The sequence below is a fragment of the Deltaproteobacteria bacterium genome, from assembly GCA_016223005.1.
GTDB lineage: Bacteria > Desulfobacterota > GWC2-55-46 > UBA9637 > GWC2-42-11 > JACRPW01.
Map to the genome: position 1 here is coordinate 1 of JACRPW010000064.1, position 24,234 is coordinate 24,234.

Genomic DNA, 24,234 nt, shown 5'->3' on the forward strand with positions numbered 1-24,234 from the left:
CCATTCAACTTGTGGACAAAATCTTCTCCATGTTCTTCAAAGAGATGAACAATAACCTCTGTATCAGAATGGTCTGTATAAAATTTATGCCCTTTTTTTTCTAAATCCTCTCTTAATTCCTTGTAATTATATATCTCCCCATTAAAGATAATCCAAAGGGCATTATCCTCATTATGGACAGGCTGATGCCCTGTAGCAACATCAATGATGGAGAGCCGTCTCATGCCTAGATTTATGCTTCCGTCAGAATAAAAACCATCTTCATCAGGTCCGCGATGCAGGATGGAGTCTGTCATTCTTTTGAGGGAAGTTTTATCTGGTTTACCTGTAAATCCGCAGATGCCGCACATAAAAAACTCCAGGCTATAGGCTATGGGCGATAGGCGATAGATGAAAATCTAAATGCTATGAACATCTTGATTTGATAAGTGCCCCAAGCATTCTCCCTATCTCCTTACAATCACTATCCAAAGATTCAAAAACATCTTTTCCAATATACCCAACTTCGAGTGCAATCTGTAGTTGAGTGCGCAATTCAGCGAGTGAGCCTTTGGCTATATAAAAGAATCTGATAGATTCTTTGTCGGTATTGCGTTCGTCTCCTTCCGCAATATTGCTTGGAATGCTGACAGCGCATCTTCTTATTTGATCTCGAAGCCCAAAATCTTTTCCAAGAGATCCTTCATTTGAAATTTTATAAATTCGGACTGCCAATTCTTTGGCTTTTTGCCAGACTACCAACCCCTGAAATCCATCCTTTCCCATAACCTATTGTCCATCTCCTCTTCACTGTCGTATTTCCCATTGCCCATAGCCTATTACCTATTGCCTATGTCTTATAATAATCTGACCTTGCAGACTGCCAGTCCTTACAGTTTCTGCAGTTTTCAGGCAGGTCGTCAAATCTTCCTGATGTGTGCAAATATCTTAGTTCTTTGAGTTTCCCGTTCCATATCTCATCTGTTTATATCCATTTCCACAAACTGGACAAAAACCTTTGGGTTTGAGGCATGAAGTTCCTTTTTTAGAGAGAGCAGATTAATCACATTTTTTACTGTTTTGTCGTAATTTCCGCCTACCCTGAGCTTTGCGTAGGTCTCGGGTTTAAATGCGTCTATGCCTACATAAATAGCGTCTAGCCCGCATTTTATCAAATCAGTTGCTGCCTCTTTATCAAGAAGATTTGCATTTGAGTTTATGACCACATCTGTCAGCCCCTTTTCCTTTGCATATGCAATCATGTCAAAGATAGTGGGTTTTCTTTTTTTTAGTATCAATGCCTCGCCAAAAAATACATCCCATACCCTTACATTTTTGTCTGTTTCAGCGATTTCATCAATGATATTTGTATACAGTTTCCACGGCATAATGCCTTTCTTTCTTTTCATATCTGGATGAACACACATGGAGCATATAAGATTACAAAAACTGATTGTATCTATTAAAACTACTTTGGGGAAATCCGCAGCCTCTTCCAGTCTTTTATCTGCAAGCTGCTGGTTAAAAATTTCTTCTTCGTTCATTTTGACTTCCTCTCTATAATTTACTGTCTATATTTACCAGTGCAAGGTGTTCTGTTTTATAAAGAACATCATAATCATTAAGCATACCCTTATCAGATAGTATAACATAATGAATATCATAGCGTTTTGCAAGGGTAACAAGGTCTTGAGAGGATTTTTTTGCTGTACTTATCTCGCCAAGCCTTTTGACCCACTCTTCAGCAAGATGTGGATAGGAATAATAGAATGCAGGTCCATCCTTTTTACATACAAAAACAGCCCTCTCTGATACGAGTCTGAATGTCAGGGAGTCTGTCATAAACACTGTGTCTTTTGCTGTATTCTCGTTTGCCCACTTTGCCATCTGTGCCATTTCCGTATTTACGGACGGCTTATATCTAATATAAGTGCGATAGGTATGTCTTAGAGATGAAAACACTACAAGTACTACAAGCAAGGTTAGCACAGCCTTTTTGTAAGGTTTTAATGCTTTTATGTCAACCCCTCTCAAGACGAGGGCAAATAACAAATACACATAAAATCCCAAAAATCTCGTTGCCCTGATCTGATTACCAAAAAGTGAAGAGAGATTCAATGCTGAAAATATATACTGCCCTGCCAGAACACCGCCTATGCCTACCATGAATGCTGCGATACCAAAGTATGTCCACAATCTTGTTTTCCTGTCCCAAATAAAAGACTCTGAGAAGATTATCAAGATAGTGATAAGAACAAGGTAATTCTTAATTTCACTTGCAAGTATATATAAGAGCATAACAATGTTTAAAGCAATAAACAATTTTACGGTTAGTTTATTCTCTCTTTTCAGTCTGAAGAGCACAATGAATATGAGGGGCGAGATTATAAGAACTGCCGTAATTATATGAAGCATCTGCTGCGGAATAAATGTCAATGTATGAAATGGATAAAACAGGTAGGAAATGCCCGTCTTAAATATTTCATTCAGGGACCCCTGCGGAACATTTACAATATCGGCCGTTTTCAACTGGGCGATAACAAAATAAATAGCGCCTGCGAGCATTACGACCCCATAACCGCATACATATGCAATATTTTTCAGGTTAAAAGGCTTATAAAAGAGAAGGACAAGTATAAAGATTTCGGTAAGGAATAAGCCTGAAGGCGGATGAATATTTGACAGCAGTCCGATAATAAAAAAAACGATAAAAAGTCTTGGCGGCATATCTATCCACTTGTAAAACATGAGGGCTACAAAAGGAAAAAAAGCAGTAAAAACAGTCCGTGCAGTGATCATCTGTATAGGTCCGATTCCAAAATATTCGCCTGCAATTGGTACGGACAAAGGCATGGATGAAACAACAGCAAGGATGACTGGAAGCCATTTTTTATTGATAATCTCTTTAAACAGCAGATATGCGCCTATAAGATAAATAAAGTTGAGCGGAAAAACAAAAAACTTGTATCCTGCATTAAGGTTTCCTGTTGTTTTATAGGCGAAGCCAAGATAATTGAGATACAACGGTATATATGAATCTGCCACATCATGTTGATAGAGAAGGTCTTTCTGATAGAGATCCGGTTTTAAGTGTTTGACGGCATGGGTTAATACATATTGCTGATCGCTATTAAGGTCTTCAACATCCCTGACTGAAGCAGCTGTCACCCATATCAGAGAAATAATAAGAAAAATTAACAGTATAATGATATTGTCTTTTTTAGGGAATCTCATAAAATCGCTGCAAAGGTCTGAGCGATAAATTTTATATTCTTTCTGCTTAATTTTGGATAGAGTGGGAGAGATATTGTTCTGTTTCCAATATCCTCGGCTACAGGGAAATCACCCTCTTTATAGCCATAGGTCCGGCGATAGTATTCTAAAAGATGGATCGCACGGTAATTTACAGCAACCCCTATACCGTTGTCCTGTATCTGCCACAATATGGAATCTCTCCTGTCAGGGGCAACGAGCGCTGTAAACAAGTGCCTTGCATGTACAGAATCAGGCATATCTTTAAGTAGTCTTATCCCCTTGACAGACGAAAGTCTGTCAACATAGTACGACCACAATTGCTCTCTTTTTTCATGAAGCTCGTCTATTTTTTGCAACTGTCCGATAAGCAAAGACGCATGTATGTTGTCCATATTGTATTTCCAGCCAAGCACGGGCATATCCCAGTGTCTGTATTTTTTTGTATATCTGTCAGCAGCTGATTTGTCAATGCCATGTGTCCGCATCATCTTCAGCAAATCGGATTTCTCGTTGTTATTTGTTGAAATTGCTCCCCCTTCTCCTGATGTAATATTCTTGGTTGCATAGAAACTAAAGCAAGCGGCATCACCAAGTTGCCCTACTCTTATATCATTACGACTTCCTTCAATACAATGTGCTGCGTCCTCTATAACAACAAGGTTGTACTTATCGGCTATTTGACTTATACTTTTCATGTCACACATCTGTCCGTACAGATGGACAGGCATTATTGCCTTTGTCCTTTCAGTAATTGCATCCTCTATTAATTCGGCATTGATATTTCCAGTGTCTTCCTCCACATCAACAAAGACGGGTTTTGCGCCTGCATGAATCACCGAATTTGATGTTGCACAGAAACTTAAAGGTGTAGTGATTACCTCATCGCCAGTGCCTATATCCCACGCGAGGAGGGCAAGATGAAGCGCAGCGGTACAGCTTGTTAATCCAATCGTATTGTTTATTGAAAGATATGAGGAAAACTTTTTTTCAAACTCATAAACCTCATCTCCTGTGGTAAGGAAGATGGATTTTAGGACATCGGATGCCCTTTTTATATCTTTTGAGGTTATATTGTGCTGGTAAAACTCTATTTTTTTCATTTTTTTAGTCCATGCAAACTTTTCATTATATCAGAATACTCCTTTGCGTATCTCTTAACGCTGTATTTCTCTTCTACCGTTGCTCGCCCTTTTAGCCCCATCTGTATCCGCAACTCCGGATTTTCAATAATCTGCTCTAAACACCTTTCCCATTCTTCAATATTCGTTGCCAGAAAACCGTTTTCACCATGTCGGATAAACTCTGCATTTATGCCTACTGGAGAGGCAACAACAGGCACTCCTGCCCCCATGTATTGCAGTATCTTATAGCCGCATTTGCCCCTTGCCCACAGGGAGTCGTCAAGGGGCATTATGCCTATATCAAGGCTTTTTAAATCCCCTATCTCATCTTCAATCTGCCATTTTTTGCATTCCACATTAACCCCGTCCATCTGAAGGGCTTCATTGGAGATAATCTTCAAGACAACATGAGGATGCCTCTTGCAAATCTCTCTTAATGCAGGCTCAAGGGCTTTCAGGTATTTGAGGTTGCCGGATACCCCTATCCATCCGATTACTACCTTGTCCTTTTCTCCTGAGTAGTCCTTTAGGCTGTATTTCTTTGTGTCTATGGGTGTAGGAAGGACAAAAACATTGGGACAGTTCGGTGTCGCAAACTCTGCCAGAAACCTGTTTCCTGCGACCACTGCCCTGCAGTATTTGATTGTCCTCAAAAACTTTATTATATCCTTGCCTGTCAGCGGTCTGTCATGCTCAAGTTCGTGAAACATAACCGCATCGTCAAAATCAAATATTATGTTTGGATTGAGGTGTCTCATTAAAGTCAGTTCAATCCCCTTGAATGAGGTCTTTTTCTGGATAATAACTGTGTCGTATTTCCGTGTCTTTAGAAATAACCTTAATCTTTCAATTGCCCCTGACGGGATGGGGATGAATTCGGTCTCTATGCCGTGTTTTAGAAATTCATCATGGCAGGCAGTAAACCTCACCCTGCTTGAAGGGGGCTGCCTTTTTGTGAGGAGAACCAATGTTTTTATTGTCTTTCCCATATCTCTTCGTATTTGGCTATCAGGTTCTGTTCATACCGCTGCCATGTATAAGGCTCTATATTCAGTCGTGCCTGTCTGCCCATCTCTTTGCCTGCATCAGGGTTATTATAGAGAAATAAAATCTTCTCTTTCATCGCTTCCACATCCCTTATGTTGACAAGATAGCCGTCAATACCGTCTGTTACAAGAGAGCCAGCATTAGGTGTGGTAATAACAGGCAGTCCGCATGCCATTGCCTCGTAGGTAACCTTGGCGCTGCCCTCGTCAAGGGTGGGGAAGACAAAGACAGAGGCGCTGTTATAAAGTTCCACAGGATTTTTCACAAAACCAGTAATTCTTATATTCTTTACCCCCTTATACCTCTGGAGAAATGATTTTATCTCGTCATGAACCGATCCCACAAGCATAAGTTCAGCATCCATTAGGTTGAGTTGCCTCCATGCCTCAAGGAGATAGGGGATGCCCTTTCTTATGTTCAGCATGCCGACAAATACCGCCCTGAAGATGTCCTTCTTTTTTTCTGATGGTCTGTAATAGTCCATATCAGCAGCCCGTGGTATTATCACTATCTTCTGTTCAGGAAATCCATATTCAAGGAATGTATCCTTTGCAAATTGTGCCGGGACAAAGACATAATCAGCCTCTTCAAACTCCTCCAACGCCGCTGTCTCTTCCCTGTGCCAATGGTCGTATTTTTTGAGGATAATCCTTCCCTCTGGGTGCCTTTTCAGCCCCCATCGTTCATATTCCTCATCTAACACCCTTTTGCTGTAAAGGGGATGGCAGTAGCCCCTTTCAACAATTGTAATTGCGCCCTGTTTCTTAGCCTCTCTTGCAGAGCGCAGGCATTCATGTGTCCAGCCGTGGAATATATGGCAGCCATGTCCCTTTATATATCTTGAAGCATTATAATCAAGCCACATCCTCTTCATGGAATAATAATACCTTGAGGAGAGAGAGGAGAAAACCTTTGTGGGCTGAAACCATACATTCTTTATAAGGGAGGTTGGGACTGCACCCTGACTGTTGCCATAGACGATAACCTTTTTAAGATACCCTGCCCTGTAAATAGCATTGACTGCGTGGTTGACTACATTGGCAATGCCCACACCCCCAAGTCTTGCTGCCGCTGAATAGATTATCTCCATAGGGCTACCGTATATTGTCTTTCAGCCATTTCCATGTTCGCTCCACCGCATCTTCCATATCAAACTGCGGAAACCACCCTATCTTTTCCCTGATAAGTGAGATATCAAGGATATTTAACGGCACATCCACCCTACGTGCCTCTGTGTAAATGACCTCCTGCCGTATATTTGTAACCCTGTGGATAATGTCTAGGATATCATTTAAAGAATATCCCATGCCGCTTCCCACATTGAATATCCGCTCATCCGTAGCAGCAGGACGATAATCAAGAATTCTAACCATTGCATCTGCAAGGTCGCCAATGTAGAGAAAATCCCTCACTACACTGCCGTCGCCCCAGATGTTAATGGGCATTCTTTTGATTAAATGACCGAGGAATACGCTAATAGCCCCCTGTTCTCCAAAGGGGTTCTGGTATTCCCCAAATGGATTGGACGGTCTGATGACAACATAATCCAGACCGTGCAGATGATTATACATCATCAGGTATTTCTCCACACAGAGTTTTGTTATACCATATGAGCATATCGGGTCTGTGGGATGTCCCTCCGCAACCGGGACTGTTTTTGGTATGCCGTAAACAGTTCCACCTGAGGAGATAAAGACAATCTTTTTCACATTATTTTTTATACAGGCATTGAGTATCCTGATGCTCATGGGGATATTTGATGCGGCATCATATTCCGGGTTGTCTCCGGATGTCTTTGGGATAGTAGTCCATGCAAGGTGATAGACCACATCTATGCCCTTAAACACCTGATTGTCATCGGTGAGGCTGCACAGGTCAACGGTTGTAAACGGGATGTTCTGTATTGCAGGAGGCATCATGTCCACTACAAGCGGCTCAATACCTTTAGCCTGCAATGCCTCTGTCAGATGATGACCAATAAAACCGCTTCCCCCCAATAAAAGCGCCTTCATCTAAATTAACCCCTTCCCTTTCAGCAAGGAGATATACAGCCTTTCAATCTTTTCAATATGCTGTTTTAGGCTGAAATGTTCCTCAACCCTTTGCCTTGCGGCAGCGGACATTTTTTTTCTCAAAACCCTGTCTGCATATAGCCTTTCAATGGCTGATGCCATTGTCCCAGCGTCTGCAGGCGGGATAAGGAACCCCTCAATGCCATCAACAATTGCCTCTTTGTTCCCTGATACTGCAGTGGCAACCACAGGGCAGCCCATTGCCATTGCCTCAACGAGGGCATTGGAAAAGCCTTCCTGAATACTTGGCAGCACAAAGACATTAAAGGCAGAGAGGATTTCAGGAATATCCCTTCTCAATCCCAAGAAATGCACTATCCCCTCAACCCCTGCATCTTTCGCATGCCGCATAATCTCCTTCTCGCCCTTTCCGGTCCCGACCATCACTGCCTTTAAGGGAAATCTGTCTTTCAGTCCTGCAATTGCATCAAAGAGATACCTGTGTCCCTTTTCATGAGACAGCCTTCCCACATATCCTATCACAAACACATCCGGTTCTATATTAAGCCTTTTCTTTGCATCTTCTTTAGAAAGTTTAGGAGTGAAGTATTCCGTGTCAACACCGTTGTAGATAGTCTCAACCTTTTCAGGGGGAATCTTATACCACTGCACTACATGATTCTTAACCTCGTTACTCACTGCAATATGTCTGTCTGTAAATTTGCTGATGAGGTGTCCCACGAACTGACGCTTCAGCCTGTTCTTCTGAAAGATAGTATGCTCATGGCTTATTAAAATAGGCACGTCTGTCAGTCTCGCAGCAACCCTTGAATAGACACTTGGATAATAACTGGAGCCGTGGACTATGTGAGGTCGCTCCTCTCTGAAAACATCGGCAAGCCTTTTCACTATCATGAAAAAGGAAAGAGGTCCTCTTTTTAAGCCTAAATTTATAACCCTAAAACCCGCATTTTCAATCTCCCTGCCGATGGCACCGGTGTTTTCAATAGCGAGGGCAATGGGTTCAAAGACTTCTTTGTTCAACCCATTAAAGAGGTTCAGTATCATCTGCTGGACACCGCCCTGATTTAAGCCCACAACAACCCGGATGATTTTGATATTACTTGATGGTTTGGTAAACATATTGGACTAAAAACTTTACTTTACAACAAGACCAGATTTTTCTAACGCAACAACCATTAAATCTTCAACGTCTTCTCATCATCTTTGCAGGGACACCTGCCCAGACAGTATATTCAGGGACATCTTTTGTAACAACGCTGCCGGCGCCTATGACGCTGCCCTCGCCTATGGTCACTCCGGGAAGTATTATTGATCCTATCCCTATGTCGCAGCCATCCTTTATTATTACAGGGGCGAATTTTAAGGGATATGCGACTATCGGTTTTTTTTCGGAATCAAAATCGTGAACAGAGGTAAGTATTTTTACATGGGGTCCTATGCCTGTATGAGAACCTATCCTTATTTTACCTGCTCCGTGTAAAAAGCAGTTCTGCCCTATCCATGTGTTTTCACCTAATATAATTTCACCTTTATGGTAAGCATTTATAAATGTGTTATGCCCTATATAAAGAGAGTCTCCTATCTCAATATTCTCTGGATTGAATATTCTGACACCGGGCTCAATAATGACATTCTTTCCGATTTTCCTGAAGAGTTTTTTGATAGGTCTGCCTGCTCCCAGATGTCTTCTGTTTTTATTTGATTTAGAATTTATGTGAGACATGTGATTGTTTCTCTGACGGCTTTAATAAGTCTTTCAATCTCTTCATCGGTCATTTGAGGATACAATGGTACAGCAACGGTCTGCCTGAATGCCTTTGCTGCATTGGGTAAATCTTGCTCTTTATAAGGATACAATTGATGTAGGTATTTCTCCATGTGAATGGCATATGTTCCTATCGTGGCTTCAATTCCCATTTGCTTGAGTCCCTGAATGAACAAATCTCTATCAATGGATTTATCTAATATTATTGCATAGGTTTGATATGTATGGAATGCCCATGAAGGTTCGGAGGGCAAAATAAATCCCTTTACACCTGAAAGTCCGTCAGTTAGATTCTTTGCAATATCTCGTCTTCTTTCTATTATCCATTTGATCTTTTTCATCTGAGAGAGTCCTATGGCTGCATTGATATCGCTCATACGGTAATTAAACCCGGGTTCTGAAAAATAGAACCTGTTGTCCATCCTTATACCGCCGTGCTGTCTCAGTCCCCTTACCCTCTCTCCAATCTCATGATTATTGGTTATAACCATACCGCCTTCTCCGGTTGTGATAATCTTCCTTGGATGGAAACTGAAGCAGCCAATATCTCCGATGGTTCCACATTGTTTCCCATTATAAAGGCTTCCAAGGGCACAGGCAGCGTCTTCAACCACATGTATCCCCTTTTCAGAGGCTATTTCCATAAGTGCATACATGTCCGCTGACAGTCCAAAGAGGTGAACAGGCATTATTGCCTTTGTCTTAGGTGTAATTCCTGCCTTCAGACTTTCTATGGAGATATTGAAGGTATGTAAGTCTATATCAACAAGCACAGGCACTGCACCCTGCTGGATAACCACATTAACCGTAGCCGGGAATGTGAAAGAAGGCACAATTACTTCATCTCCCTTGCCTATATTCAAGGCGACCATTGACAGGTGAAGTGCGGTGGTTGCCGATGTGGTTGCTATGGCATATCTTGCACCTGTGTATTCAGCTACAGCATTTTCAAATTCTGCGACCACTGGTCCCATGGTTAAATAACCAGAGGTTAGGACTTTTTTAATAGCCTCCAATTCATTTTCATCAATAACCGGAACTGACAGTCTCATCTGTTATTCTTTTCTTTATACCACTTTATTGTATTTTCAAGACCATCTATTAATGTGGTCTTTGGTTCAAAGTTTATCAACTGTTTTGCCTTTGTAATATCAGCCAGGTGACGGCGCACATCACCGGGCCGCGGCGGATGATATTCTATCGGCAAATCTTCAACATCCATTATCTGCAGTATCGTGCTTACCAGTTCATTTACGGAGGTCTCTTTACCGCTCGCTATGTTTATCTCCTCTCCCTTTGAATATTCTGTCTTTAGTGCGAAATCAATGGCAGCATTTACAGTATCCTTTGCGAATATAAAGTCCCTTGTCTGCATTCCATTGCCAAATATGAAAATCGGGTTTCTTTTCAATGCCCTATTGATAATTATGGGAATTATACCCGCATATATGGTGTCGTTCTGCCTTGGTCCATAGTTGTTGAACGGTCTTACTGTTACCGCATCTATGCCGAAGGTTTCCATATAGGAAAAGACAACGGCGTCCCCTGCCATCTTGCTTGCAGCATAAGGTGTTGACGGCTCCATGGGATGTTCTTCGTTCATAGGGACTATCTTGGCGCTCCCATATACCTCGGAAGATGAAAAATTTATAAGACGTCTTATCTGCCTGTTTCTTGCCATTTCGCATACAGCAGTGGTCATGGCGATATTCCTATCTACTGTCTCCTTGGGATGTACCAGACTGGCAGGCAGTGGTATAACAGCCATATGGAAGGCTATGTCAAAGTGTTTATCTCTCAGCGCCAGCAGATCGTCAACAGCAAGGTCCATTTTATAAAACTCAATATCAGAATTCCTTTGTCGTGCATTGTCTAAGTTTGAAAGCCTTCCAAGTGAAAGGTCATCTATAACCACTATAGAAGAATAACCGCGCTCTATCAGCGCATCCACAAGATGACTGCCTATAAAGCCGGCGCCGCCTGTTACAAGAATTGTCTTTTGATCATTATTCATCGTGTTTCCTTTGATGCGCAGAATCCACTATCGCAATGGGTATTGATATTTCGCTATTGCAACTATTGCATTTAAATACGGCGCTATCGCATTTTCTCTCAAACTCATTCAGTTTTGAGCCGCATATGCAAACAAAGCCTTGTATCTTTGCAGGATTGCCTGCTATTATGCAGAAATCATGGACGTTCTTTGTTACCACCGAACCTGCCGCTATCATAGAGTAATTGCCTATATTGATCCCGCATACGAGGGTGGCGTTGGCGCCTATAGATGCCCCTTTCTTAATGTGAGTCTGCCTAATATTCCAGTTTTTGGAAAATGCCCTAGGATATGGGTCATTGGTAAAGGTTACATTCGGACCTATAAAAACATCGTCCTCTATACTGACCCCTTTATAAATGGATACACCGTTCTGGATTTTAACACCATTTCCTATTACTACAGAGGTATCAATGAAACAGTCCTTGCCAACCGTGCAGTTTGATCCTATTGTTGAGCCTTCCCTCACATGGGCAAAATGCCATATCCTTGTATTATCTCCTATCTTTGCATTGGATTCTATAATTGCGGTTTCGTGTGCAAAATATTTTTTTTCTTTCATTTAGTTCTCTTTGGCGGAAAAAGTAAGATACTCATATTTTTACTGTAAATATGAGGACGCTGTCAACTATTTTCTCTGTAAATCTGCTTCATAACTTTCAAAAGTATAGTGTAAAATCTTTCCTCTAAATTAAGAAAAAGGATAGAATCCTCCCTGAAGGGAGGATAAGACGATTACTGTAAAAGGAAAATTATACCATCTGACCATTCTTGTTTGTCAGGTCATTGTGGATGGTCTATAAAACTCAAAGAAATTCAAAGAAATTATAGTCGCTAATGAACTTATAACGAGGTATAATACAGCACATTTAAGATTGTCCCAAAAATAGACATTGATTTTTGGGATTGTTGTCGCCATTTGCGAGGGTTGGTAAGTTGGATATAGCACTTATAAGAAAAAGTTATACCCCTTATGGAGGAGGAGAGGTCTTTCTCTCGCGATTTACAAAAGAACTTGTCAGAAAAGGACATATCTGCCATATATTTGCAAACAAGTGGGATGATGGAAAGTCAGAAGTCAGGGGCCTGCCCCCGAATGTATCTATCGGGGGTCAGAGGTCAGAGGTCGGAAATCAAAACCCAAATATCATATTCCATCAAGTAAAGACATTTGGGCCGTCGTTTTTGCGAATATTGTCGTTTGCGGTCAACTCATACTTTGCTGTCAAGAAGGCGCAACTTGATGTTATTGTAAGTTTCGACAGAACCTTATATCAAGACATTTGCAGGGCAGGGGACGGCTGTCATAGAGAATGGCTCATACATAGAGAAAAGGCATGGGGCATGGGGCATGGGGCATGGGTCAGAAGAACAATAAGAAAAGTTATAACTTGTTTGAATCCACTTCATTTTACACTCCTTTATCTGGAAAAAAAACTTTTTAATAGCAAAAAACTGAAATTTGTCATTGCAAACTCAAACCGCGGCAAGGAGGAGATAATAAGGCATTATAAATTGCCTGAAGAAAAGATTTGCGTTATATACAACGGCATTGATATAAAGAAATTTGACCTGAAAGGAAAAGATGAATCAAGGCGCGCTTTTAGAAAAAGGTTTAATATATCAGATGGTGCAATTATCTTGCTTTTTGTCGGCTCGGGTTTTGAAAGAAAGGGGCTTGGATTTCTTATAAAGGCGTTTGGGCTGCTGAAGGTTAATGGATATGACAATATAAAACTGCTTGTTGTTGGAAAAGGGAATATAAAAAAATATTTTAACCTTGCGCTAGAATCTGGAATAGAAAAAGATATAATCTTTACAGGGCCTTTAAAAAGTGTAATAGACTGCTACTATGCAGGCGATGTGTTCTGCCTTCCGTCTATTTACGAACCTTTCAGCAATGCCTGTCTTGAGGCAATGGCAGCAGGGCTTCCTGTTGTAACATCAAGGATAAACGGCGCATCAGAGATACTTGCAGATAAAGAAGACGGGATGATAATTGAAGACCCTGCAAATCCCGAAGAGATTGCTGAAAAGATAATACCCCTTCTTGATATTGATAAAAGGAATAAAATGGGTGTCCAGGCAAGAAAAAAGGCGGAAGATTATACAATAGAAAAAAATGTTGAGGGATTTTTAAAACTCATAAACATGACGGGGGTTAAATGAAAAAACTCTTAAACTTAAAAAAAGCCGTTTCTATATTAAATAATTTTAAAAGGAAGCGCATCCTTGTGATTGGAGACCTTATGCTTGACCACTTTATATGGGGCAAGGTGTCCAGAATATCCCCTGAGGCGCCTGTGCCTGTGGTTAAGGTGACATCAGAAAATATGATGCTGGGCGGTGCTGCAAATGTAGCAAATAATATAAACTCCCTTGATGGGAGTGTCTTTTTATGCGGGGTTATAGGCGATGATGAGGCAGGCAGGTCTTTTGTCAGGGAACTGAATAAGAAGGGCATGATGGCAGATGGTTTGATTATTGACAGGACGAGGCCAACAATTATAAAGACAAGAATAATTGCCCATCATCAGCAGGTTGTTAGGTTTGACAGGGAGAATGATGAATACCTTAATCTTGATACAACGAATAGGATACTGGACTATGTAAAAAATAGGATAAAGAAGGTTGATGCAATGGTGATTTCTGATTATGCCAAAGGTATTGTTTCACGAGAACTGATAGAGGAACTTGTTGGTATTGCCCGACAAAATAAAAAGGTGATAGCAGTCGACCCAAAGGTCAGCCATTTTGATTTTTATAAAGATGTGACAGTTATAACACCGAATAATGATGAGGCATCAAGGGCATCAGGGATTGATATTAAGGATGATGTTAGTCTGCTTCGGGCAGGTGAAGTCCTCCTTAACAGACTTGGGAGTGATGCTATACTGATAACAAGGGGAGAGCATGGCATGAGTTTGTTTGAAAAAGACGGCAGCATAACCCATATACCCACTGTTGCAAAAGAGGTATATGATGTTACAGGCGCAGGTGATACTGTTATAGGTTCCCTTGTCCTTGTCCTTGCTGCAGACGCTACTCTCAAAGAGGCAGCAGTTATAGCAAACTATGCAGCAGGCATTGTTGTGGGTAAGATTGGCACTGCAACGGTTACACCAGAAGAGTTGAAGGGTGCGTTAAAAGAGGGTTTGAAAATATAATACAACCGTAGTATGCCGATTTATCGGCGTTTTCCCGCTGGTTCAATCTTGAGGAGCAGAAATAGGTCAGGCATCTTGCCTGACATTTTATTGCATGGTTGATAGGTTGTTTGACTATATGGACTTTCTTAAAAACTTAAATCCCAAACAGATTGAGGCTGTAAAAACAATAGACGGCGCTGTCCTTATCCTTGCAGGCGCAGGCAGCGGCAAGACAAGGGCTTTAACTTGCAGGATTGCCTATCTAATCAAGGAAAAAGGGGTAAAGCCTCACCAAATCCTTGCGGTTACATTTACAAATAAGGCTGCGCAGGAAATGAAGGAGCGTCTTGAAAAGATACTCGGCCATGCAGGGCAAGGACTTTGGCTCGGCACATTTCATTCCACAGGGCTTCGCATATTAAGGCAGGATGGCGGGCATATTGGCTATGATTCAAATTTTATTGTTTATGATGATAATGATCAGTTGTCTTTAGTAAAACTTTGTATGGCAGAACTGGGCATCAGTGAGAAGTCTGTTAGTCCAAGGGCTGTCCTTTCTCATATAAATCAGGCAAAAAATGAGGTTGTATCTGCCAAAGACTATGGGCTTTCCGCAAAAGACTTCTTTACCCGAAGGACATCATCTATTTACAGTCTCTATCAGGATAAACTCCATTCCAACAGGGCATTGGACTTTGGCGACTTGATATGCGAGCCAATAAAACTATTTAATCAGGCACAAGATGTTTTAAGGAAATATCAGGACAGGTTTAGATATATACTGGTTGATGAGTATCAGGACACAAACCGCGCCCAGTATATCTTAATCAATCTTATAGCCCAAAAGCACAAGAACCTCTGTGTTGTAGGGGATGAAGACCAGTCCATCTATGGCTGGAGGGGTGCTGATATAAGAAACATACTGGATTTTGAAAAGGATTATCCTGATGTGAAAATAATAAAACTTGAACAGAACTACCGTTCAACAAAAAATATCCTCCTTGCTGCAAATTCAGTAGTAGAAAAGAATGTGAACAGGATTGGCAAAACACTCTGGACAAAAAATCTGCAAGGCGACTTGCCTGTATTTCAGATGGCAAGGGACGAACACCATGAGGTTGTGATTACAGCAGCAAGGATTGTAAATCTTATGCAGATAAGCGGATACAGGCACATGGATTTTGCCATATTCTATCGCACCAATGCCCAGTCCCGAATCTTTGAAGAACACTTTATAAGGAGCGGAATGCCTTATACCATTGTGGGCGGCTTAAGGTTTTATGACAGGCGTGAGATAAAGGACAGTCTTGCATATTTACGGGTTCTGGCAAATCCTGATGATTCACTTTCTTTGATGCGGATAATAAACACGCCGCCAAGAGGCATCGGCAAGACAACCCTTGATAAGATTGCAGGTCTTGCAGCAGAAAAGGGTGTTTCTATTTTTGAATGCCTGAAGTTACTTCCAGATAATTCAGATGCTGTGCATACAATAAAGGTAGTCACCCTTCAAAAACTGACAGGGTTTGTGTCTTTGCTCCAGCGGTTTAAGGGACTACTTAGCAAAACATCCATGCATGAGGCAGCAAAAGGTCTTCTTGAAGAGAGCGGCTATATCAAGATGTGGGAGGAAGAGGAGACAGACGAGGCAAAAGACAGGATTGAGAATATTCATGAACTCATATCTGCTATGAAGGATTTTGAAATGACAAGACAGGGTGCGCCCCTTTCTGATTTTTTAGACCATGTGGCGCTCATAAGCGATATAGATACATTTGAGGATAAACATAACCGTATAACAATGATGACTATCCATGCTGCAAAAGGGCTTGAATTCCCTGTTGTATTTATGGTGGGCATGGAAGAGAGATTATTTCCGCATTCAAGGTCAATAGATGAAGGGAGCGAGAATGAACTTGAGGAGGAGCGGAGACTCTGTTATGTGGGCATGACAAGGGCAATGCACAAACTATTTATGACCGCTGCAAGACAGAGGACAGTTTACGGAGATACCAGTTTCAGGGGTCAGTCAAGGTTTATAGATGAGATAGACCCGGAGTATATTGAAATAATAGGGTCAGGTATAAAAGAGGGTCATGGGATTTTTCTCCCATCAGGGAGAAAAATGGTCATGGGTCAAGAGGCAATGGATAAGGATGCACGATATAGGACACAGGAAACAGGATGTGCATCTGAAGATGTCCATTACGAATATGCCGATGAGTCTGCGCCAAGTGTCGGCATGAAGGTAAGGCATCCTAATTTTGGTGTAGGTGTTATTAAGGCAACAGAGGGTGTTGGCGATAATATTAAGGTGGTGGTTGCATTCCAGAATGCAGGACAAAAAAAACTTGTTTTAAGACTTGCTGGACTTGTTCCTTATTAAAAGCAGAAATGGAACTATTGGATAGAACCATTAAGATATTCAAATAATGCAAAAATAACGCAAAAATTTTCTCTTGACAAAAAATGTTGATTTATATTATCTAATATACCTGCAACAATTGAAGAATATGGATGTAACTTATCCGGAGTGGCGGAGGGACTGGCCCTGTGAAGCCACAGCAACCGATCCTTAAAAACAGGATGACAGGTGCTAATTCCAGCAAGGTATGTGGGGACTGATTTAAAATCTGTCCCCATAAAACGCCTTGAAAGATAAGAATCAGGATAAAAGCCTCTTCTTAATTTCAAGAAGGGGTTTTTTTTTGGACAAACCCGGCACCCAATCTGTAGTGCAGGGTTAAGATAACACGAGGTGGGATATGAGTTTTGTAAAAGGGCTTAAGTGCAGGGAATGCGGGAAGGAGTATCCTAAAGAGCCGCTCCATGTATGTGAGTACTGCTTTGGTCCGCTGGAAGTAAACTACAATTATGAAGAGATTAAAAAGGTTGTCAGCAGGGATGTCATCTCAAAAAGACCTCCGAATATGTGGAGATACAGGGAATTCCTGCCGATTGATGGGGACCCGGCAGTTGGTTTTGATGTTGGTTTTACACCATTTATGAGGGCAAGGAATCTTGAGAAGGCACTTGGTGTCCAAGAGTTGTATATAAAAAATGATGCTGTTAATCATCCTACCTTGTCTTTTAAGGACAGGGTGGTTGCAGTTGCCATATCAAAGGCAATTGAGTTTAACTTCAAGGTGGTTGCATGTGCATCAACAGGAAACCTTGCAAACTCTGTTGCTGCAAATGCAGCAGCATGCGGTATGGAGAGTTATATCTTTATCCCTTATGATCTGGAGCAGACAAAGATACTTGGAACACTTGTTTACGGCACAAACCTGGTTGCGATAAAAGGTAATTATGATGAGGTTAATCGTCTGTGCAGCGAGATTGCAGGTAAATACGGATGGGCATTTGTGAATATAAATATAAGGCCATATTATGCTGAAGGGTCAAAGGCATTTGGCTATGAGATAGCAGAACAAATGGGATGGAGACTGCCCAAGCATATTGTAGTGCCAATGGCAGGCGGCTCTCTTATCACAAAGATATGGAAGGGGTTTAAGGAATTTCATAAACTTGGGTTGGTTGATATTCTTGGGACAAAGGTGTACGGCGCTCAGGCAACAGGCTGCGCCCCTATTACAACAGCGGTTAAAGAGGGGACAGAACTGATTAAACCTGTCCGACCTAAAACAATTGCAAAGTCCCTTGCCATAGGTAATCCAGCAGATGGATTTTATTCTGCAAAGGTGATAAGGGAAAGCGGCGGCTGGGGTGAGGATGTATCAGATGATGAGATTATAGATGCCATGAAACTTCTGGCAGAGACAGAGGGCATCTTCACAGAGACAGCAGGCGGGGTTACACTTGGTGTTACGAAGAAACTGATTGAGCAGGGAAGGATACCAAAGGATGAGTCAATAGTTGTGTCAATAACAGGAAACGGTCTTAAAACACAGGAGGCACTTGTTGGAAAGATTGGCGAACCAATGACAATAAGTGCAAGACTTGCAGAATTTGACGAACTGCTTAAAACACAAAATAAGAGTTATCCTGTCAAAAGGTCAGCATAAGTCTTGAAAAAGGTTTTTGAAATGTGTAGTATATTGAAAGGCGAAAGGCGAGAAGTTAAGGAAGTTTTAAACTTTAAGTTTTAATTTTTCGTTTTTCGCTCTACACTTTACACTTCTAAACGCTTTACACTAAAAAGGAGGATAGGCATGGCAATTAAGGTAAGGATTCCAACACCACTTAGAAAACTTACAAATGGTAAAGATGAAGTAGAAGGCGCAGGCAAAGATGTCAGGGAACTTATAAATGATATTGAAAGACAGTATCCTGGTTTGAAAGAGAGGATTTGCGAGGATGACGGCAGGATAAGACGGTTTGTAAATATATATGTTAATGATGAGGATATAAGATTTAAAAACAGTACAGATACAGAACTAAAAGATGGGGATGAGGTTTCTATAATCCCAGCCATTGCCGGAGGAAGTGTTGAAAAAACGTATATATCTGACCTATCCGCCTGAACTTATCAGGGAGCCGCTCATTTACAATGTGGGACACCTGTATAAAGTTGTAACTAATATAAGGCAGGCAACAGTTTCCGGTGGTATAGGTCTTGTTGCCCTTGAACTTGACGGAGAGCCTGATGAGATAGAGAAGGCAATAAACTTCTTTGTGGAAAAGGGTGTTAAGGTAGAGCCGATTGAACTGGATGTAGTAGAGTGAAGGTAAAGCAGTTTAAATAGAAATATCAAAACAATAAATTCAAAAATTGTATACAGGAACTTAGGAATAGATTTAAAATCTGTCCCGTGTATTTTAACTTTACATTGTTTATTTAGATATTTCTATTGAGTGTTTTAAGGGCAAAGAGTTTGCCCTTTTTATTTAAGAAGATTCTTTACCAATATTGTAAAGAAAGGTTATATATGAACGAGAAGCAGAAGATAAACTGGGGATACAGAAATCCAAAAGGCTCTGCCCTTGAACTTGTGGGTAATACACCTCTGGTTAAAATAAACAGTATTGCACAGGGGATAAGCAAGGGTGTGGAGATTTACGGCAAGTTAGAAGGTTATAATCCCGGAGGTTCTGTCAAAGACAGGGCAGCCTTCAGGATGATAAAGGATGCAGAAGATGCCGGAAGACTTACAAAAGATAAAATCATTCTTGATTCCACATCAGGGAATACTGGTATTGCTTATGCGTGGATTGGGGCAGTTAAAGGTTATCAGGTGGAACTTGTTGTGCCGCAAAATGTAAGTAGTGAGAGAAAGAAGATTTTAAAGGCATTTGGAGCAAAGACTGTTTACTCTAGCCCAATGGAAGGTTCTGACGGCGCTATTCGGCTTGCATGGAAACTTTATGTAGAAAACCCTGATAAATACTGCAAACTTGACCAGTATAATAACCCATCTAACCCTCAGGCACATTATGATACCACAGGCCCAGAGATTATAGAACAGACACGCGGGAGGGTAACGTACCTTGTCGCAGGAATAGGCACAGGCGGGACAATCATGGGCACAGGCAGGAGGCTCAAGGAATTTAATCCAGATATACAGGTCATTGCAGTTGAGCCTGCAGCAGCCCTGCATGGTCTTGAGGGCTTAAAACATATGTCTTCTTCCATTGTACCGGGCATATACCACGAGGATAAGATTGATAAAAAGATTTCTGCGCCAACAGAGGAATCTTATGATATGGCAAAAAGGCTTGCAAGGGAAGAGGGGATTTTTGTTGGGCAATCATCAGGTGCTGCCATGTGGGGTGCTCTGGAGATTGCAAAGGAATTAAAAGAAGGCGTGATTGTTGTCATATTTCCTGACAGCGGGGACAGGTATTCATCTACGGCGCTGTGGGAGTGAAAAAGAACAGGCAATAGGCTAGAGGTGATGGGCAATAGGAAAAACCCATAACCCATAGCCCATAGCCTATTGCCCATAGCCTATAGCGGTTTTTTTATGCTTTATCTATCTAAAAATATTTATAACGGGATTATCAACCATGCGAAGGAATCTTATCCTTACGAAGGATGCGGTGTGTTAGTTGGCAAGCAAAAGCAGGGGTCAGGGGTCAAGGGTCAGGGGTCAGGGATTGTAAAAAATATTTTAAGGATTTATCCTCTGGAGAACATAAATAAAGACAGGGCTAATGACAGGTATGAAATAGATCCTAGAGATTTGTTAAGAGTTGAAAAAGAGGCGTCTAAAGAGAGGCTGGATGTGATTGGTTTTTTCCATTCCCATCCTGACCATCCTGACAGACCATCTGAATTTGACAGGCAGCGGGCATGGCCGCTTTATTCATATATTATTGTCTCTGTGCGTAATGGAAAAGATGTTTCAGTAAAATCGTGGACATTTGAAGATGAAGGAGAATCGTTTAAAGAGGAGGAGATAAGAATAGACTTCAGACATTAGACTTCAGACTATAGACTGACTTAGTTTTTCAGGTCTTTAATCTTTAGTCTTTAGTCTTGAGTCTGTAGTCTTGGGTCTGACTTTATGAACTTCACAGAAGAACAAATAGAGAGGTATTCAAGGCATATTATCCTGCCTGAGGTTGGTGGAAAGGGACAGGCGAAATTGCTAAAAGGGAAGGTGTTTGTGCTTGGCGCAGGCGGGCTTGGCTCTCCGGCGCTTTATTATCTTGCTGCTGCAGGGGTCGGGACAATCGGCATAGCGGATGCAGATTGTGTGGATTTATCCAATCTGCAGAGGCAGATTATACACTCTACTTCAAAGATTGGTATTCCGAAGGTAGAATCTGCAAAAAGGACTATTGAAGATTTAAACCCCGATGTAAAGGTGGTTGCATATAATGAACGTTTGGGTATTGATAATATCAGACAAATCATAAAGGACTATGATGTTATCCTTGACGGCAGTGATAATTTTCCAACCCGTTTTCTGATGAATGATACCTGTTTCTTTGAGAAAAAGACCCTTGTATCAGGGAGTATGTTCAGGTTTGACGGACAGGTGACAATATTCAAGCCGCATGAAGGCAAGCCGTGCTATAGATGTCTCTACCCTGAACCGCCGCCAAAAGGGCTTGTTCCGAGTTGTCAGGAGGCAGGGGTTTTAGGTGCGCTTGCTGGTGTTATAGGTGTTATTCAGGCTGTTGAGGCGATTAAACAGATTTTAAAAATAGGTGATGAACTTGCAGGTCATCTACTTATATTTGATGCACTTGGCATGACATTCAGAAGGGTTAAGGTGAGAAGGGACCCGCAGTGCAGTTTGTGCGGAGAAACCCCGACAATAAAGGATTTGGTTCTGTATGAAGAGGAGTGTGAGATAAGAAAATAAATCAAAAGTCAAATATCAAAAATCAAAATTAAGGTATTTTGTTTTTTTATTTTTACATTTTGATTTGTCATTTTGCATTTTTATTTTTAATTTTTGAATTTATTATTTACAATGAAACAAAAACATAACACATATCTCCACAACCCTGCATATCTCAAGATTGACCTGATGCTTAATGGTATCAGGGTTGGGGATGAGACTGCCTGTGTTTTAGGACTGAATCAGGGTTATGAGTATTCAGGTATTACAGGCGGGCTGGATATAATGCTCCCTTATAATACATGGGTGAACGTGCCTTTTCTTAAGAATTTTGTAAAGAATTCACCCTATGAACTTATCCGACACGATGGGAAGTTTTTTGTAAAACTAGGCACAGAATCTGTGAAGGTTAAGATAATACCGAAGCCTGAGTTTTATAAATTAAAAACAACAACAGGAATACCTCTTTCAAAGATAGGTGTAGTGCACGGCGGTTATGTTGCTATAACCCCTGATACAAGGTGCGAATTTTTTAATATGAATATAGAGTGCAGGTATTGTGCAGGAAATTTTAATACAGGCAAGGGCAATGTTTATACTGTTGAGGAGGTGCTGGAGACTGTTGAGGCAGCATATAAGGAGGGGAAGGATGAGGTTGTTTACCTCTCTATTGGTTTTTCAGAGGCAGCCGACGGCGGCATAGAGTTTTTAAAGCCGTATATAAAGGCGATAAAAAAGCACTTCAATACATTGGTTGCTGTTGAAGCCCTTCCGCCAAAGGAAAACCATTGCATAGATGAGACATATGCAGTGGGCGCTGATTCTGTATTATATAACATGGAGATATTTGATGAAAAACTGTTTAAAGAGATATGTCCGGGCAGGGATAAACTAATCGGCAGGGAAAGATATATAAATGCCCTTAAATATGCTGCGAAGGTTTTCCCAAACGGCACTGTTGCAACACACTTGATTGTAGGACTTGAGCCGTCTGAGTCAACTATGAAAGGGATAGACTTTTTTACAGGTATCGGGGTTGTGCCTATACTCCCGATATACAGACCTTCAGGCAGTGCTAAATTATCAGGCTATAAAGTTCCGTCTATGGATGAGGTTATGCCTGTTTACGGACACCTCTATCATGCTGTAAAGAGAAACAAGATAAATACGCACTGGGTAAGGGATATAAGTGTCATAACGACCCCTATTGAGGCAAGGTTTTTTGCACACTCAAAGTCCAGCAAGACACTTATGGAAAGGTTTTATAAAACAAAGTTAGGGCTTAAGGCTGCATGGGGGCTCTCAACGCTCAGAAGGAAGTTAAGGGTTAAAGAGGTGGGAGAAGGGTAAAACAGACTACAGACTATAGACTATAGACTACAGACTACTGTCTACTGTCTGGTGTCTTGTGTCTGGTAACTGGTATCTGTAGTCTGGCGCGTAGCGACATGAAGATAGTCATAGACAGAAGACCAATAGGGATAATAGTTTTATCAAGGTCATTAAGACCAATATTTTTTTTAGCAGTTGCCATGACCTTCTGGTATCTTATAAGTATACCTACACCTCAGGGTCTTACGATTGAAGGGCAGAGGGCGATAGCCCTTTTTACTGTATGCCTCATATTTTGGGTTACAGGGGTTCTTCCCCTTGCCATAACAAGCCTCATGGCAATTGTAATGGTGCCCCTTTTGGGTGTTCTTGATAAGAAGGCAACCTATGCCCTGTTCGGAAACGAGGCGGTATTTTTTATACTAGGTGCATTCATACTGTCAGGCGCAGTAATGCACTCAGGACTTTCAAGCAGGATTGCCCTTATAATAATGAACAGATTCGGCGGGACACCAAAAGGGCTTCTTACTTCAATATTCCTGCTTGCAGCAGTTTTATCGTTTTTTATGTCAGAGCATGCAGTGGCTGCGATGCTGTTTCCCATTGTCCTTGAGATAGCAAAGGGGTTGAATCTTAAGCCTGGCAGGTCAGATTATGCAAAGTCATTATTCCTTGCACTTGCGTGGGGGTGTGTAATAGGTGGCGTAGCGACATTTCTTGGAGGCGCGAGGGTCCCTCTTGCTGTTGGTATGCTTAAAGAGTCAACAGGTGTGAGCATTGGTTTTTTTGAATATACAAGCGCAACCTTCCCAGTGGTTGTGATATTACTCATTATCGGATATTTATGGCTCACAAGTTTTTTCCGTCCTGATATAGAAGATATACATCTGGCAAAAACTGTCTTTGAAAGAAAGATAAAGCAACTCGGTAAAATAGGTTATACTGAATATGCTGTAGGGATTTTGATGCTCATAACCATATCCTTATGGTTATTTTTCAGCAAGAAGGTAGGTATTGCAAATATAGCAATCATCTCTGTTGTTGCCCTTTTTATCTTTAAACTTGTAGCATGGAAGGATATAGAGGAGTATGTGAACTGGGGCATAATACTTATGTACGGCGGCGCTATAACGTTAGGCGCGGCAATGGAAAAATCAGGCGCAGCAGCATGGCTTGCAAATACAGTGATTGGTGATTGGGCAAACAGCCCTGTTCTTGTTATAGCGGTATTTTCCCTTTTAACA

Annotated in this window: 24 protein-coding genes and 1 riboswitch; of the genes, 11 read left to right on the plus strand and 13 right to left on the minus strand. The window is 41.3% G+C overall.

Going from position 1 to position 24,234, the window contains the following annotated elements:
• From HZC45_06955 to HZC45_07015, 13 genes are all read right to left on the minus strand, one after another.
• Positions 1-350, minus strand: a 350-nt coding sequence (locus HZC45_06955) for an asparagine synthetase B (protein MBI5682885.1), incomplete at its 3' end; no start/stop codon positions are given.
• Between the two features lie 55 nt (positions 351-405).
• Positions 406-765, minus strand: coding sequence for a four helix bundle protein (locus HZC45_06960; GenBank protein MBI5682886.1), 360 nt, complete (start codon positions 763-765; stop codon positions 406-408).
• A gap of 191 nt (positions 766-956) precedes the next feature.
• Positions 957-1,523, minus strand: coding sequence for a radical SAM protein (locus tag HZC45_06965; GenBank protein ID MBI5682887.1), 567 nt, complete (start codon positions 1,521-1,523; stop codon positions 957-959).
• Between the two features lie 13 nt (positions 1,524-1,536).
• Positions 1,537-3,213 (minus strand): hypothetical protein, encoded by a 1,677-nt coding sequence (locus HZC45_06970; protein ID MBI5682888.1) that lies wholly within the window; start codon positions 3,211-3,213, stop codon positions 1,537-1,539.
• Positions 3,210-4,334, minus strand: coding sequence for a DegT/DnrJ/EryC1/StrS family aminotransferase (locus HZC45_06975; protein MBI5682889.1), 1,125 nt, complete (start codon positions 4,332-4,334; stop codon positions 3,210-3,212). Before HZC45_06975 ends, HZC45_06970 begins: the two co-directional genes overlap by 4 nt.
• Entirely contained in the window at positions 4,331-5,344 is a 1,014-nt protein-coding gene (locus HZC45_06980) for a glycosyltransferase family 4 protein (GenBank protein MBI5682890.1), read from the minus strand. Before HZC45_06980 ends, HZC45_06975 begins: the two co-directional genes overlap by 4 nt.
• A complete protein-coding gene (locus HZC45_06985) occupies positions 5,329-6,492 on the minus strand; it encodes a glycosyltransferase family 4 protein (protein ID MBI5682891.1) in 1,164 nt (387 codons plus the stop codon). The genes HZC45_06980 and HZC45_06985 overlap by 16 nt, the downstream gene beginning before the upstream one ends.
• A gap of 4 nt (positions 6,493-6,496) precedes the next feature.
• Positions 6,497-7,414: an NAD-dependent epimerase/dehydratase family protein gene (locus HZC45_06990; GenBank protein ID MBI5682892.1), complete on the minus strand. Its 918-nt coding sequence runs from the start codon at positions 7,412-7,414 to the stop codon at positions 6,497-6,499.
• Positions 7,415-8,557 carry a glycosyltransferase gene (locus tag HZC45_06995; GenBank protein ID MBI5682893.1) on the minus strand — a complete coding sequence of 381 codons (1,143 nt, stop codon included), beginning with the start codon at positions 8,555-8,557 and terminating at the stop codon, positions 7,415-7,417. It lies immediately after the preceding gene.
• Positions 8,558-8,621: 64 nt separating this feature from the next.
• Positions 8,622-9,161, minus strand: a complete 540-nt coding sequence (locus tag HZC45_07000) for an acyltransferase (GenBank protein MBI5682894.1) — start codon at positions 9,159-9,161, stop codon at positions 8,622-8,624.
• The gene (locus HZC45_07005; GenBank protein ID MBI5682895.1) at positions 9,149-10,255 is read right to left on the minus strand and encodes a DegT/DnrJ/EryC1/StrS family aminotransferase; all 1,107 of its coding nucleotides are present in this window, start codon (positions 10,253-10,255) and stop codon (positions 9,149-9,151) included. The genes HZC45_07000 and HZC45_07005 overlap by 13 nt, the downstream gene beginning before the upstream one ends.
• The gene (locus HZC45_07010) at positions 10,252-11,217 is read right to left on the minus strand and encodes a GDP-mannose 4,6-dehydratase (protein ID MBI5682896.1); all 966 of its coding nucleotides are present in this window, start codon (positions 11,215-11,217) and stop codon (positions 10,252-10,254) included. Before HZC45_07010 ends, HZC45_07005 begins: the two co-directional genes overlap by 4 nt.
• The gene (locus HZC45_07015) at positions 11,210-11,818 is read right to left on the minus strand and encodes an N-acetyltransferase (protein ID MBI5682897.1); all 609 of its coding nucleotides are present in this window, start codon (positions 11,816-11,818) and stop codon (positions 11,210-11,212) included. The genes HZC45_07010 and HZC45_07015 overlap by 8 nt, the downstream gene beginning before the upstream one ends.
• Positions 11,819-12,192: 374 nt before the next feature.
• Here HZC45_07015 and HZC45_07020 point away from each other — a divergent pair, with 374 nt between their 5' ends.
• The 11 genes from HZC45_07020 to HZC45_07070 form a co-directional block, all read left to right on the plus strand.
• Positions 12,193-13,425 carry a glycosyltransferase family 4 protein gene (locus HZC45_07020; GenBank protein ID MBI5682898.1) on the plus strand — a complete coding sequence of 411 codons (1,233 nt, stop codon included), beginning with the start codon at positions 12,193-12,195 and terminating at the stop codon, positions 13,423-13,425.
• Positions 13,422-14,423, plus strand: a complete 1,002-nt coding sequence (rfaE1, locus tag HZC45_07025; GenBank protein MBI5682899.1) for a D-glycero-beta-D-manno-heptose-7-phosphate kinase — start codon at positions 13,422-13,424, stop codon at positions 14,421-14,423. The genes HZC45_07020 and rfaE1 overlap by 4 nt, the downstream gene beginning before the upstream one ends.
• 118 nt (positions 14,424-14,541) lie before the next feature.
• Positions 14,542-16,791: a UvrD-helicase domain-containing protein gene (locus HZC45_07030; GenBank protein ID MBI5682900.1), complete on the plus strand. Its 2,250-nt coding sequence runs from the start codon at positions 14,542-14,544 to the stop codon at positions 16,789-16,791.
• A gap of 135 nt (positions 16,792-16,926) precedes the next feature.
• Positions 16,927-17,070, plus strand: a riboswitch (SAM riboswitch).
• Between the two features lie 100 nt (positions 17,071-17,170).
• Entirely contained in the window at positions 17,171-18,430 is a 1,260-nt protein-coding gene (locus tag HZC45_07035; protein ID MBI5682901.1) for a threonine synthase, read from the plus strand.
• 147 nt (positions 18,431-18,577) lie between these two features.
• Complete coding sequence (locus HZC45_07040) at positions 18,578-18,889, plus strand: MoaD/ThiS family protein (GenBank protein MBI5682902.1); 312 nt, start codon at positions 18,578-18,580, stop codon at positions 18,887-18,889.
• Entirely contained in the window at positions 18,855-19,091 is a 237-nt protein-coding gene (locus HZC45_07045) for a FeS-binding protein (protein MBI5682903.1), read from the plus strand. The genes HZC45_07040 and HZC45_07045 overlap by 35 nt, the downstream gene beginning before the upstream one ends.
• Before the next feature lie 203 nt (positions 19,092-19,294).
• Positions 19,295-20,233 carry a cysteine synthase gene (locus tag HZC45_07050; GenBank protein ID MBI5682904.1) on the plus strand — a complete coding sequence of 313 codons (939 nt, stop codon included), beginning with the start codon at positions 19,295-19,297 and terminating at the stop codon, positions 20,231-20,233.
• A gap of 96 nt (positions 20,234-20,329) precedes the next feature.
• Positions 20,330-20,788 (plus strand): M67 family metallopeptidase, encoded by a 459-nt coding sequence (locus HZC45_07055; protein ID MBI5682905.1) that lies wholly within the window; start codon positions 20,330-20,332, stop codon positions 20,786-20,788.
• An 84-nt stretch (positions 20,789-20,872) separates the two neighbouring features.
• Positions 20,873-21,679 carry a molybdopterin-synthase adenylyltransferase MoeB gene (gene moeB / locus HZC45_07060; GenBank protein MBI5682906.1) on the plus strand — a complete coding sequence of 269 codons (807 nt, stop codon included), beginning with the start codon at positions 20,873-20,875 and terminating at the stop codon, positions 21,677-21,679.
• 111 nt (positions 21,680-21,790) lie between these two features.
• Positions 21,791-23,008 (plus strand): radical SAM protein, encoded by a 1,218-nt coding sequence (locus tag HZC45_07065; GenBank protein MBI5682907.1) that lies wholly within the window; start codon positions 21,791-21,793, stop codon positions 23,006-23,008.
• Between the two features lie 98 nt (positions 23,009-23,106).
• Positions 23,107-24,234, plus strand: a 1,128-nt coding sequence (locus tag HZC45_07070) for a DASS family sodium-coupled anion symporter (GenBank protein ID MBI5682908.1), incomplete at its 3' end; no start/stop codon positions are given.